The sequence below is a fragment of the Bacillus sp. 123MFChir2 genome (assembly GCF_000383235.1).
Classification (GTDB): Bacteria; Bacillota; Bacilli; order Bacillales; family Bacillaceae_G; genus Bacillus_A.
This window is the reverse complement of the sequence record NZ_KB910928.1, coordinates 1-15,186: the sequence shown is the minus strand read 5'-3', so window position 1 is coordinate 15,186 and position 15,186 is coordinate 1. Positions and strand designations below refer to the sequence as shown.

Annotated in this window: 13 protein-coding genes; 10 read left to right on the top strand and 3 right to left on the bottom strand. The window is 37.5% G+C overall.

Annotated features, from left to right (window positions below; genetic code table 11):
* Positions 1–99 precede the first annotated feature (99 nt).
* From H280_RS0104670 to pheA, 6 genes are all read left to right on the top strand, one after another.
* The gene (locus H280_RS0104670) at positions 100–807 is read left to right on the top strand and encodes a response regulator transcription factor (protein ID WP_020059954.1); all 708 of its coding nucleotides are present in this window, start codon (positions 100–102) and stop codon (positions 805–807) included.
* Positions 797–1,879 (top strand): sensor histidine kinase, encoded by a 1,083-nt coding sequence (locus tag H280_RS0104665; protein WP_020059953.1) that lies wholly within the window; start codon positions 797–799, stop codon positions 1,877–1,879. Before H280_RS0104670 ends, H280_RS0104665 begins: the two co-directional genes overlap by 11 nt.
* A gap of 93 nt (positions 1,880–1,972) precedes the next feature.
* A complete protein-coding gene (locus H280_RS0104660) occupies positions 1,973–2,749 on the top strand; it encodes an ABC transporter ATP-binding protein (RefSeq protein WP_020059952.1) in 777 nt (258 codons plus the stop codon).
* Complete coding sequence (locus H280_RS0104655; RefSeq protein WP_020059951.1) at positions 2,724–4,637, top strand: ABC transporter permease; 1,914 nt, start codon at positions 2,724–2,726, stop codon at positions 4,635–4,637. The genes H280_RS0104660 and H280_RS0104655 overlap by 26 nt, the downstream gene beginning before the upstream one ends.
* Before the next feature lie 47 nt (positions 4,638–4,684).
* The gene (locus tag H280_RS0104650; protein ID WP_020059950.1) at positions 4,685–6,595 is read left to right on the top strand and encodes an ABC transporter permease; all 1,911 of its coding nucleotides are present in this window, start codon (positions 4,685–4,687) and stop codon (positions 6,593–6,595) included.
* Between the two features lie 204 nt (positions 6,596–6,799).
* Complete coding sequence (gene pheA / locus H280_RS0104645) at positions 6,800–7,654, top strand: prephenate dehydratase (protein WP_020059949.1); 855 nt, start codon at positions 6,800–6,802, stop codon at positions 7,652–7,654.
* 35 nt (positions 7,655–7,689) lie between these two features.
* Here the strand turns inward: pheA and H280_RS0104640 are convergent, their stop codons facing one another.
* From H280_RS0104640 to H280_RS0104630, 3 genes are all read right to left on the bottom strand, one after another.
* Positions 7,690–8,337 (bottom strand): MOSC domain-containing protein, encoded by a 648-nt coding sequence (locus H280_RS0104640; RefSeq protein WP_020059948.1) that lies wholly within the window; start codon positions 8,335–8,337, stop codon positions 7,690–7,692.
* 162 nt (positions 8,338–8,499) lie between these two features.
* Positions 8,500–9,045 (bottom strand): transcription repressor NadR, encoded by a 546-nt coding sequence (locus H280_RS0104635; RefSeq protein ID WP_020059947.1) that lies wholly within the window; start codon positions 9,043–9,045, stop codon positions 8,500–8,502.
* Positions 9,042–10,184 carry an IscS subfamily cysteine desulfurase gene (locus tag H280_RS0104630; protein ID WP_020059946.1) on the bottom strand — a complete coding sequence of 381 codons (1,143 nt, stop codon included), beginning with the start codon at positions 10,182–10,184 and terminating at the stop codon, positions 9,042–9,044. The genes H280_RS0104635 and H280_RS0104630 overlap by 4 nt, the downstream gene beginning before the upstream one ends.
* 124 nt (positions 10,185–10,308) lie before the next feature.
* On the opposite strand from H280_RS0104630, the gene nadB reads away from it, so the two are divergent.
* The 4 genes from nadB to safA form a co-directional block, all read left to right on the top strand.
* Positions 10,309–11,835: an L-aspartate oxidase gene (gene nadB, locus H280_RS0104625; RefSeq protein ID WP_020059945.1), complete on the top strand. Its 1,527-nt coding sequence runs from the start codon at positions 10,309–10,311 to the stop codon at positions 11,833–11,835.
* Positions 11,836–11,850: 15 nt separating this feature from the next.
* Entirely contained in the window at positions 11,851–12,684 is an 834-nt protein-coding gene (gene nadC, locus H280_RS0104620) for a carboxylating nicotinate-nucleotide diphosphorylase (RefSeq protein ID WP_020059944.1), read from the top strand.
* A gap of 25 nt (positions 12,685–12,709) precedes the next feature.
* Positions 12,710–13,816, top strand: a complete 1,107-nt coding sequence (gene nadA, locus H280_RS0104615) for a quinolinate synthase NadA (protein WP_020059943.1) — start codon at positions 12,710–12,712, stop codon at positions 13,814–13,816.
* A 128-nt stretch (positions 13,817–13,944) separates the two neighbouring features.
* A partial coding sequence (safA, locus tag H280_RS0104610) for a SafA/ExsA family spore coat assembly protein (RefSeq protein WP_020059942.1) occupies positions 13,945–15,186 on the top strand: 1,242 nt, incomplete at its 3' end.

Sequence of the window (15,186 nt, the reverse complement as noted above, 5' to 3'; positions counted from 1 at the left end):
GTTCTCCTCTAAAAGAAAGGGTTTTTTGGGTCGGTTTTTTAACTTGGATTTATGTAGAACAAATAGTAATGTTGGTTCTTATAAGGGAGTGGGAATGATATGTATAAAATAATGATTGTAGAAGACGATTTGAAAATTGGTGATATTTTAGAAGGGCACCTTGATAAATATGGTTATCAGTCATTTCGTGTACAAGATTTTCGGTATATAAAAGATGAATTTGCAAAAGTGAACCCGCATTTAGTTTTACTGGATATTAATTTACCATATTTTGATGGGTTTTATTGGTGCCGTCAAATTCGTACTGTTTCAAACGCGCCGATTATTTTTGTATCTGCACGTACGGGAGAGATGGATCAAGTAATGGCGATTGAAAATGGCGGTGACGATTATATAACGAAGCCGTTTCATTTAGATATTGTTATGGCAAAAGTAAAGAGTGCACTGCGCCGTGTATATGGCGAATATGCATCGTCATCAGAAAGTGATTATTTTGGTGTGAATGGGTTGCTTTTATATCCTGCGCAGCACATGGCAGAGTGGCAAGGGAAGCAAATAGAACTTACAAAAAATGAGTATTATTTATTAGAATGCTTAATGAAACAAGCGGATCAATATGTAACGAGAGAAGAGTTACTTGAAGCATTATGGGATGAGATTGCTTTTGTTGATGATAATACGTTAACTGTAAATGTAAAGCGTGTCCGTAAAAAGTTAGAAGAGATAGGAATTACGGATGCAATTGTGACGAAACGGAGCTATGGATATGCGCTCTTAACGAATTGGGTGAATGAACATGAATCTTAAAAAATATGTGATGGACCGCAGTGCATTACTTATTTCTTACGTGATGAGTATCCTTCTATTTGGTCTTGTCTTGCAATTGCAATCTTTTTTACAAAAACAATCTATAAATTGGAGTACATGGCTATATGGATTTTTATTATCAATCGTCGTTTTTACTTTCTTTTTGATACATGATTATCGGAAAAGACGAGCCTTTTTACAAAAGGTAGAACATTATATTGCAGAGGGACAGGAGTTGCACCATTCTTTATCTGTCAGTTCATCTTATACATATGAGCAAGAAGCAATTGTAGAAGCTTTTTCGCTCTTAAGACAACAATATATGAATGAAATCCATGAAGGGCAGGCCAAAGGAGAACAGCAAACGATCTTTATGAACCAATGGATTCACCAAATGAAAACGCCTGTATCTGTCATTGAATTATTATTGCAAAAACTTGGACAAACGCACCGCGAAGCAAGAGATACGATTGAAAGTATTCGTGAAGAAAATAATCGCATATTACAGGGGTTAGATTTAGCGCTTCATATGGCACGCCTCGAACAGTTTGGGAAAGATTATAAAATAGAAGAAGTTAATGTAGTGGACATTGTTCGTGACAATATTAATCAGCATAAAAAGACATTCATTCAGTATGCTGTGTATCCGAAGGTTCTGTTTGAAAAAGAACAGTACATGGTATCTTCGGATCAAAAATGGCTCAGTATAGCCATTAATCAAATTGTCATGAATGCTTTGAAGTATACAAGAATTACAGAGAAAGAGAAAAAAGAGATTACATTTCAAATCGAAGAAACAGAAAGTTCTATTGCATTGCATATTTGTGACAACGGAATAGGGATTCCAAAGCAAGATATAAAGCGAATTTTTGAACCATTTTTTACAGGTGTCAATGGACGGAAAACGAGAGAAGCGACAGGGATGGGGTTATACATTACAAAGCAAATTTGTGATCATCTGAGTCATGGGGTTTCTGTACAATCAATAGAGAAGGAAGGAACAACATTTACGTTTCAATTCTCAAAAGATAAAGGATATCATCAAATGATGCGAAAAATGACAAAATTGTAAGATAACAAACCGTTTTGTAAGGGAAATCACTCGTTACTTTCCCTTGTTTTTTCTATAGTAAAAGTAAGAAGAAAACATATAGGGGGATTCGAAATGAGTGTTCTTGAAGTAAAAGGTTTGACAAAGGTGTATCAATCAAAAGGATCGGTAACAACGACAGCGCTAAATAATATTAACTTTAAAATTGAAGAAGGTGAATTTGTCGGCATTATGGGACCATCAGGAAGCGGAAAAACAACGCTTCTCAATTTATTAGCAACGATTGATAAACCGACATCAGGTCACGTTTATATGAACGGCGAAGAAATTAGTCAAATGCGTGCTGCGAAACTTGCGGCGTTTCGTCGTACACACTTGGGATTTATTTTCCAAGATTTTAACTTGCTTGATACGTTATCGATTAAGGAAAATATCATTTTGCCACTTGTAATGGCAAATCGTCCTGTGAAAGAAATTGATGCGAAAGTATTAGAAATAGCAAAGTTTCTAAATATAGAGGAAATTTTACATAAAAAAGTGTACGAAGTGTCAGGCGGTCAGCAGCAGCGTGCAGCAGCAGCACGAGCAATTATTCATCAGCCGACGTTAATTTTAGCTGATGAACCGACAGGAAACTTAGACTCTAAATCAGCAAAATCATTAATGGGTGCCTTGCAGGAGCTTCATGAAGAGAAGAAAGTGACAATTGCGATGGTAACACATGACCCTGTTGCCGCAAGTTATTGTGAACGTATTTTATTTATTCGTGACGGTGAAATTTTCTCAGAGATTCATAAAGGAGAAACAAAACAAGCCTTTTTCCAAGAAATATTAGACGTACTTGCGATGCTAGGAGGAGAATACCATGAACTTTCGCCAGCTCGCGTTTAGTAATGTCAAAGGAAACTGGCGTAATTATAAAGCCTTTTTAATTAGTAGCTGTTTATCGATTTTTGTGTTTTTTATGTATGCTTCGTTTATATATCATCCAGATGTCGTGAATGGGAACATTAGTATGAAAATGCGTATTGACAAAGGATTAGAGACATGTAATTATATTGTGATTTTATTTTCGGGGTTATTCATTTTATATTCGAACTCCATCTTTTTACGGGCTCGTAAAAAAGAGCTAGGACTATTTACTTTAATTGGTGCGACAAAAGGACAGTTAGGAAGAATGATCATGCTAGAGCAAATAATTCTTGGCTGCATTTCAATTGTCAGTGGAATTGCTCTTGGTATGCTCGGTTTACCGCTCTTTTTTAAAGCAGTGAGTGCTGTGGTTGGAATTGAAAAAGCATTGCCATTTGTCTGGAATGGAAAAGCAATCGCCATTACTGCTGGTGTATATTTGATTCTCTTTTTTGTTTTATCATTATTTGGATTATGGACGATATGGAGATTGCAAATTATTGATTTACTTCGCGATGCAAGAAAACAAAGAGTTGAGCCGTTTTCGTTTACATGGTTATTTTTAGCCGGATTGCTAAGTATTATTGTTGCTTACGTTCTTTGCTTTCAAGTAACATTTATGAACCTTACGGTGTACTTCCTTCCAATTGTTGGTTTGACAATTGTCGGAACATATTTTTTATTCACACAAGGAAGTGTAGTTCTATTAAAAGCATTGCAAAAGAGAAAGGCGCTTTTTTATAAGCAGCCGAATTTGTTTGTTATTAGTAATCTCGTTTATAAGATGAAAGATAACGCCCGTTTTCTATTTGTTGTTTCAATCATCACAGCAATTGTTGCATCGGCAATGGGGACGTTATACGTCTTCTTTGAGGATATGAGTGCAAAAGTAGTGCAACATTCTCCGCATGCTATTTCCATTCAAGAAAAAGGGGTAAACTCTCATGAAGTGGTGAAAGAAGATACAGTGCAATCACTACTTAAAAAACATAATTTTGAACAGGCACGAAAAGTAACCTTAAAAGAAATACCAGGAACATTTCATATAAAATGGATGAATGAAAACCGAGAGTTTGATATAAGAATTATCTCTGAGCAAGAATTTAATGCAGAAGCACGAAAGCAACAGGAACAGGAGATTCATAATAAACCTGGAACTGGCACAATGGTTGTGTTGGATATGATGAATGAACTCATGAAATTTGATGAAGCGAAGCCTTTTGCATTTAAAGTACAAAATCAATCGTATGAGCTGAAGTTAAATAAGCCGTATACAAAAGCGTTATTTAATACGAGTAATTTATTTGTTGTAAATGAACAAGACTACGCCAAGTATGCAGCAGCTGTCCCAGATGCAGAAAAGATGATGTATTACGGTTATTATATTCAGAACTGGAAAGATACGGAGGCTCTCGTGAAGGAATTAAAAGGTCACATCGCCGATGATAAAAAAGCGAATTTTGATAATTCGATTCTTGTTTATCAAAATGTAAAAGAAAATGGTGCGATTACGATGTTTATTGGTTTCTTCATAACAATATTGTTCTTCTTCTTTGCTTGCAGCATGACATACTTTAAGTGGTTTAATGATAAAGAACAAGACCGTATTCAATTTCATTCTTTAAAACGAATTGGTATGACGGATCAAGAGATTCGTAAAATTGCAGTTCGGCAAATGGGAGCTATTTTCTTTATTCCAATTTTAATAGGTGTTTTGCATAGTGGATTTGCATTATATACATTAGGAAACATGTTGTATCTAGACTTATGGAAATCAGGAGCGGTTATTATTACAGCATATGTACTAGCATCCGCATTATATTTTGCCATTGCACAAAGAGGATATTTAAAGCACGTAAAAAGCTAGGATTTCCTAGCTTTTTACGTATGTAATGGGTTTTAGGAGGGGGAAAGGTGAAGTTTTATGGGCTTACTTTTCAAAATGTTAGAGGGAATTGGCACAACTACAAAATATTTTTCTTAAGTAGTTGTTTCTCTGTTTTTGCCTTTTTTATGTATACATCTATTATTTTGCATCCTAACATGAGGACGGATAATCTGTATGAGGGAGTGCAGGCAGGCCTGATTGTATGCGATGTAATTGTAATTGCTTTCTCAATTCTATTTATTCTGTATTCTAGTTCAATTTTTATACAGTCTCGAAAGAAAGAATTTGGGCTATTTATATTAATGGGAGCTACGAAAGTAAATCTCATCTGGATGATGATCATGGAGCAAATGATAGTGGGCTTCCTTGCGAGTTTTTTCGGCATTGGGATAGGCATACTCTTTTTAAAGCTATTTTTTATGATTTTTAGTTTATTACTTAATATGCCGACTGAATTGCCGTTTGTGCTTAGTTCAAAAGCGATTGTGATAACGATGATGACATATGGGGTTATCTTTCTTCTTTTACCCATTTTTAGTGCGCTGCGTATATGGAAAATAGAAGTTATTCATTTATTAAAAGAAATGCAAGAAGGAAAAAAAGAAACGAGAAGTAAGAAGTGGCTTTGTTGGTTCGGGTTTGTCTGTATAAGTATCGGTTATGGTTTAACAACAAAAGTGACGATGATGAACATTGCCCTTTATTTTATACCTGTTACGATTTTAACAACAGTTGGCACGTATTTTGTCTGTACACATGGCCTGATTCAAGTATTACAAGGAATTAAAAATAGAAAGAGTGTCATGTGTCGCTATCCGCATTTATTCGTTATCAATCAGTTGTTATATACAGTGAAAGACAATCGGCGCTTTTTCTTTATTTTATCGATGTTAACAACGATAGTAGTAACGGCGACAGGATCTGTTTATTTGTTTTTTTCCAATACAAGAGAACTATTTCGCTATGAACAGCCGCATGCTTTTTCCTATGTTGAAAAAGGAATTGATTCTAGGGAGGTAATGGAGAAAGAAACGGTTGAAAAGTTGTTTCGTAAGCACGGTGTCAATGATTTTCGTTACGTAACGTTTATTGGAATCCCAGCAACATTTCAATTGGATTCTGGTAAAGAGTCTTATGCAACTGTGATTGGAGAAGATGAATATAATAGAGAAGCAAAAGGGCAGTCGAAGGAGCAGATTCATCCGAAAGAGGGAACAGTGACATTTATTTATTATAGTAAGTATGATCTTCCCTATAAAGATCCTCAGAAATATATACATTTTAAAGTACTAGGGGAACCATATCGCTTTACATATAATGGAGCATATGAAGGGAATGCATTTAATAGTGATACAAGTCAGCGGAGCGGAAGATTCTTCGTTATGAACAATCGAGATTTTCAGAAGCTTGCTCGTCAAGTTCCGAATCACGAAAAATTTGTATACAACGGATATGAAGTAAGAGATTGGGACAATGCGGAAAGGTTAGGAGAAGAATTACAATCTCTTATTTTAAAGGGGAAAGAGGAAATAACTCGTAATAATGTGTACACATATAAGATGACGAAAGACGGAGGGAATCTAATATTATTTGTCGGTTCGTTCATTAGTGTTCTCTTTCTTCTAGCGTCATGTAGCACAGTTTATTTTAAATGGTTTCATAATATTGAATATGACCGTCTGCAATATCAAGCTCTTTTGAAAATCGGAATGACAAAGCAAGAAATAAATAGGATTTCACGTTGGCAATTAGGGATTCTTTTCTTTTTTCCAGTTTTATTAGGCAGCGCACATAGTGCAGTTGCTTTACATACATGCCAAAAGGCCTTTTCTATGAAATTACCTTGGGGCGTTTTAGAGGTCATTGCTATTTATCTCATCGCATGTACACTCTATTTCTTCTTTGCGCAAAAAGAATATATGAAACATATCGGCTAGCTCTTGCCTGTTCCCTTTGTTTTAAACTTCGCATGTGGCAGAAAAAGGCCCTGACCGCTTCTATGCACGGCCAGATGTTCTCGTCGCCCTAAAAGAAAAGTGTTTTTTACTTGTATATAGCGTTTGTTTCAATTTTCAAAAAACAAGTAGAAGAATAGAATTGTTTATGGTATAACAGTAAGAAAACGAAAAAGAGGGAACGAGATGACGATTCGAGTTGGCTATTTAGGACCGGAAGCAACATTTACAAATATGGCGGTGAGTCGCTTCTTTCCTGAGGCTGAACATGTACCGTATCGAACGATTCCAGAGTGTATAGATGCAGCAGCAAATGAGGTTGTTGATTTTGCAGTTGTCCCGCTTGAAAATGCGATTGAAGGCTCGGTAAATATTACGATTGACTATCTTGTGCATGAGCAAACGCTGCCGATCGTTGGGGAAATTACAGTACCTGTCCAGCAACATTTTCTTGTTCATTCGCAGCATGCAAAGCATTGGCAAGATGTATATGCGGTGCATTCTCATCCGCATGCGATTGCGCAGTGTCATAAGTTTTTGAATCAAGAATTAAAAGGTGTAACGGTGCGTGACATGACATCAACGAGTGCTGCCGCGCAGTTTGTGATGGAACATCCAGAAGAAAAAATTGCGGCAATTGCTAATGAGGCTGCGGCAGAAAAGTATGGATTATCGATTGTTCAGCGTGATATTCATACGCATAAAAATAATCATACACGTTTTCTCGTATTGCATAAGCATGAACAAGTGAATTTACCGAGAAATGGAGAGCGCCGCAAAAAGAAAACAACGCTTATGGTAACGTTACCTTCAGACTATGCAGGAGCGTTATATCAAGTATTATCCGCATTTGCATGGAGGAAACTAAACCTTTCCAAAATTGAGTCTCGTCCAATGAAAACAGGTCTTGGTAATTATTTTTTCTTAATTGATGTGGAGAAAGAGTATGATGATGTTCTGCTTCCAGGAGTGAGAATGGAATTAGAAGCACTTGGTTTTTCAGTTACGCTACTTGGAAGTTATTTTTCTTATTGGGTGTGAAAAAAAGAATCCCAGTGCGTATGCATTGGGATTCTTCATGTTAATTTTTTAAGCCGTGCGGTTAATGATTTTCGCCAATCTTCTGCGAGTTCAGGAACGGCAATAATTTTTTTCATTCCTTCTATATCTTTTTGTCCCCGGAAATAGATTTCATTTGCAAATAAAATGGAAACTTGGTGCGGATGACGTTCGAGTAATGTAATTTGTGAGTCTTTACGAACTGTTCCTTCTTGCAGAACGCGGCATAAATATCCTGTATAGCCAGTTTCAACAATACGAGGTAACATGCCAGGAATACCGAGTCGTTTCGAAATTGTACTGCATGGAATTCGTCCTTGCGTCACTTGAACAATTGCATCTCCGAGCTGATAAATGTCGCCAATACAAACATCTTGCTCTAACATATGTGTAACTGTTACATTTTCTCCAAATGCAGATGAAGGAAGGGATGTATGGAACTCGTTTTCCCACAAATCATAATGTTCATAAGGATACATACAAACAGCACGATCAGGCCCTCCGTGAAAGCGTAAGTCTGCAACACCGTCTCCTCGAAATCCATCTGTTGATAAAAAGGCATCTTCCACAAGCTGTTTACATATGCCGCTTGTCATTTCTTTATTTTCTGCATGTTGAATTGTTTTTGGTTTTCCGATGCTAAAGTGAATGAGTTCGATTCCCATATATTCTCTCCCTTCCCGCTATTTTTCTATTGTAGCATGTTGAAAATAAAAAAAGGCACAGAGAATCATTCGCTGTGCCTTTTCGCTTTGTTGAAAAAAGATTATGTCTTAACATATTTCCAAAAGAATTCCCCTTGCTCAAGGTGGATAAGGAGGGATTATTCACTGAACAAGAAATCCAGCCCGGTCTAATGCCTCGCAAGCAGCATTTAACCTTTCAAGCGAATCTGCTTCAATTGTGTGCAAATGAATTCCATCTGTAAGCTGAGATAGATAAGTCGCTTTTGTTTCTTCAATCTTTTTTAAATACTGTTCAAGTTCAAATCGGTTACTTACCAGAATTAAAGCAGTTAAATCTCCGTACACTGGATGTTCCACTTTTACATCTTTAATTGTAACTCCATGATCAACAAGTATTGTAAGCTCTTGGCGTACTTGTGATGGTAGATGATTGGAAACGATAATACGCTCGAATGTAGTATGTTGTTTTTCTGTCGGTTTCAAATATAAATATCCTTGCGCTGTTGCAATAATCGGTTCGTTTCGTGCTTTTAATAAAGAAATATCTTGTACGATAACTTGACGGCTTACGTTTGTTTTCTTTGATAATTCACTGCCGGACAATGGTCTATTTGCAGCGAGGAGCCATTCTAAAATGAGCTGTCTTCTTTCCTCGCCTAAAATTTTTTTTTGGTTATTTTGATTCATTTTCTGTTAACCCCTCTATTGAATTGATTTCTAACTTCTGTAATTGCATGAATCGCTGCATCGATGTGTTCTGTTGTTGTCTGCTGTCCGAATGAAAAACGGACATATTGCTTTGCCTCATCATGTTCTTTACCAATCGCAAGCATCGTTTTAGAAGGCTCTTGTTTTCCGATTTGACAAGCGCTTCCTGTTGAAATCGCAATGCCGCGGCGATTGCATTCTAGCATCGTATACTGACCTTCTATTCCTTTTATTGTAACCCCAATGATATGCGGTAAACAAGAAGTAGAATGACCTTCAACTTGTATTTCGGGTGATAGAGCTTGTAATTGCTGGATAAAGGATGTTCGTAATTCTTGTAAACGAGTAACTTCCACTTGTTGATTCTTTAATATGTGCTGCGTTGCTGCAATAAACGAAGCGATGCCAGGAACATTCACGGTGCCGGGACGAAATCCTTTTTCATGAGAGGTACCAGGAAACACGTGCCCAAAGCGTACTTGCGGGTTTATATAGCATGCTCCCACCCCTTTTGGACCGTAAATTTTATGAGCTGAAACAGAGAGACTATCAATATTCATCTTAGTCACATTGATTGGTATTTTCCCAAATGTTTGCACACAATCTGTATGAAATAAGACGTTATGCTTTTTAAGAATGGCTCCAATTTCAGTAATTGGTTGCAGTGTGCCGATTTCAGAGTTTCCATGTTGAATACTTGCAAGCACGGTTTGTTCTGTAATCGCACGCTCGAGTTCGTCAAGTTGAATCATGCCAAAGCAATCCACCGGAATTTCAGTAATTTCATAGCCCTGCTTTTGGAGAATGTGAAAATAATTTCGGATTGATGCATGTTCAATAGGTGTTGTGATAATATGAGTGCCGCTGTGGGTATTTAGTAACGATTGAATCGCAAGATAGTTCGATTCAGATCCGCCGCTCGTAAAAAAAACACCTTGTTCTTTCCCGCCGATCATCGTCGCCAATGTTTGGCGACAAGATTGCAACAAAGAGGAGGCGGTTCCGCCAATATCGTGTAAGCTTTGTTCGTTTCCAAAATAACATTCAGCAGCTTTTGTGTACGTCTCTAACGCTTTTTTACTCATAGGTGTTGTTGCAGCATAATCCATATATATCATAGAGCATAGCCCTTTCTGTATTAGATTTTTTTGTCGGTTTCTAAAAAGTTCTTGTTATTATTTTAATTATATGTAAATATAGGTGTCAAGACAGTTGAAAAGTGTAAAGTAGGGGGCAATGAAAATGCCAAACGCAGATGTCTTAATTATTGGGAGCGGGGTTGCAGCGCTGCGCGTTGCACAAACCATTTGCCACGAAAAGAATGTGATGATTATCACAAAGAAAACAGGGCGAAACAACAATACAAATTTAGCACAAGGCGGGATTGCAGCAGTAGTATCTTCATCTGATCATCCAGACGATCACTATGAAGATACGCTTACAGCAGGTTGCCATTATAACAATACCGAAGCGGTGCGCTATTTAGTAGAGCATGGGCCGCGAGAAATGCAAACATTATTAGATAGCGGGATGCGCTTTGACGGTGATGAACGAGGGCTGCATCTTGGAAAAGAAGGAGCGCATCGAAAACGCCGTATTTTACATGCGGGCGGGGATGCAACTGGGAAAAATTTATTAGCACATCTTGCAGAGCGAGTACTTCCATATGTAACGGTTGTTGAACACGTAATGGTTTTGGATTTCATAATAGAAAATCAAACTTGTCACGGTGTTATAGCACGTGATAGTGAAGGGAATGTACAAAAGTATGACGCGCAGTGTGTTGTACTGGCAACAGGCGGTATTGGAGGACTGTATGCGTTTACCTCTAATGATCGTACTGTTACAGGTGATGGCTTAGCAATGATATATCGAGCTGGTGGAGAGCTCGTTGATTTAGAATTTGTACAGTTTCACCCAACGATGTTGTATGTAAATGATACTTGCTGTGGCCTTGTATCAGAAGCGGTGCGCGGAGAAGGAGCAATTCTTCGAAATAGAAAAGGAGAGCGCTTTATGAAGAATGTTCATGAACAACAAGACCTCGCGCCGCGTGATGTAGTTGCGCGTGCTATTCATGAACAAATGTTAGCAGGTGAAACGGTGCGTTTAGATATATCATCTATTGCAAATTTTGAAGAACGGTTTCCAACAGTCTCTTTTTTATGTGAAAAAAGTGGCGTTAACGTAGAAAGTAAGTGCATTCCAGTAGTGCCAGGCGCTCATTTTCATATGGGCGGTGTAAAAACAAATTGTAACGGGGAAACGTCGATTAATCGTTTATATGCAGTCGGTGAAGTGGCATGTAATGGTGTACATGGTGCCAATCGTCTTGCAAGTAATTCATTATTAGAAGGTCTTGTATTTGGAAAACGTGTCGGAGAACACATTTTAGAAAATAGCAGGCCGCAAATCGTGGGTAACAATGAAATAGTGAAAGGTGATTTACAACAAATACAATTACCAAAAAAAGAAGAGATACAAGAGACAATGATGAAATACGTTGGAATTGTTCGCACAGAAGAAGGCTTATTGTATGCGAAGCAATGGTTAGAACAGTATGGAACCTATAATAAAATGCTTCCATATGAAACTCTTACAAATGAGGAAATAACAATTATCAATATGTTAACAGTTTGTCAGTTACTAACAAAAGCTGCACTGCAAAGAAAAGAGAGTATCGGCGGTCATTATCGCAGTGACTTTCCGAATCGTAGTGATAAGACGCACGAAATTGTGATGAGAAGAAGTATGTTGCAATTTGCTTAAGAAAAGAGGGGTACTATGAATGCATTAAAAGTAAAAGAGGCATTAAAACAATTTTTTCTAGAAGATATCGGGGAGCGAGACGTAACATCGCAGCTTATTTTTCCAAACGATCTGCAAGCAAAGGGAATGTTTCTTGTCAAAGATACAGGTGTGTTTGCCGGAGCTGATGTAATTAAGGAAGGTTTTTTATTATTAGATCATCGAATTGAAGTTATACTTCATAAAAAAGACGGGGACTTGGTAACAAACGGAGAAATTCTTGCTACTGTACAAGGGCCGATTGCTTCTTTGTTAACAGCTGAGCGCGTTGTGTTAAATGTTATTCAGCGTATGAGCGGTATAGCGACGATGACAAGAAAAGCGGTTACTGCACTAGGAAGCAATTATACGCGCATTTGCGATACGAGAAAAACGATGCCAGGGCTTCGTATGTTTGATAAATATGCCGTTGTCTGCGGTGGCGGTTATAATCATCGTTTCGGATTATACGATGGTGTCATGATTAAAGATAATCATATTGCATTTGCTGGATCGATTATAAAAGCGGTAATAGCGGTGAAAGAACAGCTGGGACATATGGTGAAAGTAGAAGTAGAAACAGAGACGGAAGAACAAGTATTAGAAGCAGTTTCTGCTGGGGCAGACATTATTATGTTTGATAATCGTACACCAGAAGAAGTACGTGAATATTGTAAGCTCGTTCCAAGCGCAATTGTTACAGAGGCCTCAGGTGGGATTACGATGGAAAATGTAGCGAAGTATGGCCAAACAGGTGTGGATTACATTTCGTTAGGGCTCTTAACGCATTCTGTTAAAGCGTTAGATATTAGTTTTAATATAGAAGTGTGATTGAGGGAAGAGGGGGACTTCGCTGATGGATATTTTAGAAACAGTGCAACCGATTGAAACGATATTACCAGATCGTTATAGAACAATGTCAATCGAAGAGATGGAAGTGCGTGTGCGTGAAATTAAAGAAAAGATGGGGAAAAAGCTTTTCATACCAGGGCATCATTATCAAAAAGATGAGGTTGTTCAGTTTTCAGACGGGGCAGGAGATTCTTTGCAGCTTGCCCAATTAGCAGCGCGTAATAAAGAGGCAAAGTATATTGTATTTTGCGGTGTTCACTTTATGGCAGAGACAGCTGATATGCTAACAACAGATGATCAAATTGTTATTCTTCCTGATATGCGAGCAGGTTGTTCGATGGCTGATATGGCTGATATTGAACAAACAGAGCGGGCTTGGAAAGAATTGCAGCAACTATTTGGAGATACAATACTTCCATTAACTTATGTAAATTCAACTGCTGCAATTAAAGCATTTTGCGGCCGAAATGACGGCGCAACAGTTACATCTTCTAATGCGAAAGAGATGGTAAAATGGGCGTTTACACAAAAAGAGCGAATTTTATTCTTACCTGATCAGCATTTGGGACGTAATACAGCATATGACCTTGGTGTACCACTAGAAAACATGGCAGTTTGGGACCCGCATACAGATTCATTAGAATATGATGGGAATATGGAAGATATTCAAGTCATTTTGTGGAAAGGGCATTGTTCCGTCCATCAAAATTTTACTGTGAAAAATATTGAAAATGTAAGAAAAACCCATCCGGATATGAATATTATTGTTCATCCGGAATGTTGTTATGAAGTTGTTGCAGCTTCTGATTATGCAGGCTCAACAAAATATATTATTGATATGATTGAAAAAGCTCCGACTGGAAGCAAGTGGGCAATCGGTACAGAAATGAACTTAGTCAATCGTATTATTCAGCAGCATCCGGATAAAGAAATTATTTCATTAAATCCATTTATGTGTCCATGCTTAACGATGAATCGTATCGATTTACCACATTTACTATGGGTACTGGAGGCAATCTTGCGCGGCGAACATGTAAATGTAATTGAAGTAGATAAAAAAATAACGGCAGAAGCGGTACTTGCATTAAACAGAATGTTAGAACGAGTATAAAAGCAACGGATTTTCGTTGCTTTTTCTTTTGTACATAATTTTGTTTTTATGAGCATACATTGTGGTGAAGCAATCATTGTGTTTATACTCGTTTTTATTATAGATAAGTTATACAGGAGGGGGAAAAATTGAAAATTCATATCGTGCAAAAAGGGGATACCCTTTGGAAAATTGCGAAAAAGTACGGGGTGGATTTTGACGTATTGAAACAAGCGAATACACAGCTTAGTAATCCCGATTTAATTATGCCGGGCATGAAAATTAAAGTACCATCTAACGGCGTTTCAATTAAAAAAAATCCAGGTGCGGGTTCAGTCCCTCCAAAAGAATATGTAAAAGAAGTACAGCAAAAAGAATTTCCAGTAGCACCGAAAACGCTTGGTATAGAAGAAGAGGAAGAAATGACTCCGCAAGCTGGGCCGATTACAGAACAGCCGGCAGTACAAAAAGTGCAGAAGGAAATGCAAGTAAAAGCGCAAAAGGAACAGCCTATACAAAAAGAAGTGCAAAAGGAGCAGCCTATACAAAAAGAAGTGCAAAAGGAGCAGCCTATACAAAAAGAAGTGCAAAAGGAGCAGCCTATACAAAAAGAAGTGCAAAAGGAGCAGCCTATACAAAAAGAAGTGCAAAAGGAGCAACCTATCCAAAAAGAGAAACCAGTGGAAAAACAACCTATTATTGAAAAGCAACCGACTGCTAGTAAAGTGGAAAAACAAAAAGAGAGCACAAAATTTTCCGTAAACATTTTACCACAGCCGCCGCAAGCGCCGGTTAAACCTGCGAAAGGATATAAAATTGCAGATATTATTAAAAAAGGGAACGACTTAATTGCTCCGCAAGTAAATAAAATGAAAGGAAGTAATGTCGTTGCCCCGGAAGTAAAGAAAGAAAATGTAAGTAAAATTGTTGCCCCGGAAGTAAAGAAAGAAAATGTAAGTAAAATTATTGCCCCGGAAGTAAAGAAAGAGAATGTAAGTAATGTCGTTGCCCCAGAAGTGAAGAAAGAAAATGTAAGTAATGTTGTTATGCACGATGTCACAAAAGAAATCCCGCAAGTACTCCCGCCTAATATTACGGTGCCAATGATGGAAAATAGCCAAATGCCAAACGTGATGCCAATTATGGAAAACAGTCAAATACAGAATGTAATGTCGATGATGGAAAGTAATCAACCGCCAAATATAATGCCAATGATGGAAAATAGTCAAATACCAAATATAATGCCGATAATGGAAAATAATCAAATGCCAAGCATGATGCCAATTATGGAAAGCGATCAAATGCCAAATATGATGCCGATGATGGAAAATAATCAAATGCCAAATATGATGCCAATGATGGAAAACAATCAAATGCCAAATATGATGCCA

Coding starts and splice junctions, on each gene's coding strand:
- H280_RS0104670 (WP_020059954.1), top strand. CDS start 100: ATGTATAAAATAATGATTGTAGAAGACGATTTGAAAATTGGTGATATT.
- H280_RS0104665 (WP_020059953.1), top strand. CDS start 797: ATGAATCTTAAAAAATATGTGATGGACCGCAGTGCATTACTTATTTCT.
- H280_RS0104660 (WP_020059952.1), top strand. CDS start 1,973: ATGAGTGTTCTTGAAGTAAAAGGTTTGACAAAGGTGTATCAATCAAAA.
- H280_RS0104655 (WP_020059951.1), top strand. CDS start 2,724: ATGAACTTTCGCCAGCTCGCGTTTAGTAATGTCAAAGGAAACTGGCGT.
- pheA (WP_020059949.1), top strand. CDS start 6,800: ATGACGATTCGAGTTGGCTATTTAGGACCGGAAGCAACATTTACAAAT.
- H280_RS0104640 (WP_020059948.1), bottom strand. CDS start 8,337: ATGGGAATCGAACTCATTCACTTTAGCATCGGAAAACCAAAAACAATT.
- H280_RS0104635 (WP_020059947.1), bottom strand. CDS start 9,045: ATGAATCAAAATAACCAAAAAAAAATTTTAGGCGAGGAAAGAAGACAG.
- H280_RS0104630 (WP_020059946.1), bottom strand. CDS start 10,184: ATGATATATATGGATTATGCTGCAACAACACCTATGAGTAAAAAAGCG.
- nadB (WP_020059945.1), top strand. CDS start 10,309: ATGCCAAACGCAGATGTCTTAATTATTGGGAGCGGGGTTGCAGCGCTG.
- nadC (WP_020059944.1), top strand. CDS start 11,851: ATGAATGCATTAAAAGTAAAAGAGGCATTAAAACAATTTTTTCTAGAA.
- nadA (WP_020059943.1), top strand. CDS start 12,710: ATGGATATTTTAGAAACAGTGCAACCGATTGAAACGATATTACCAGAT.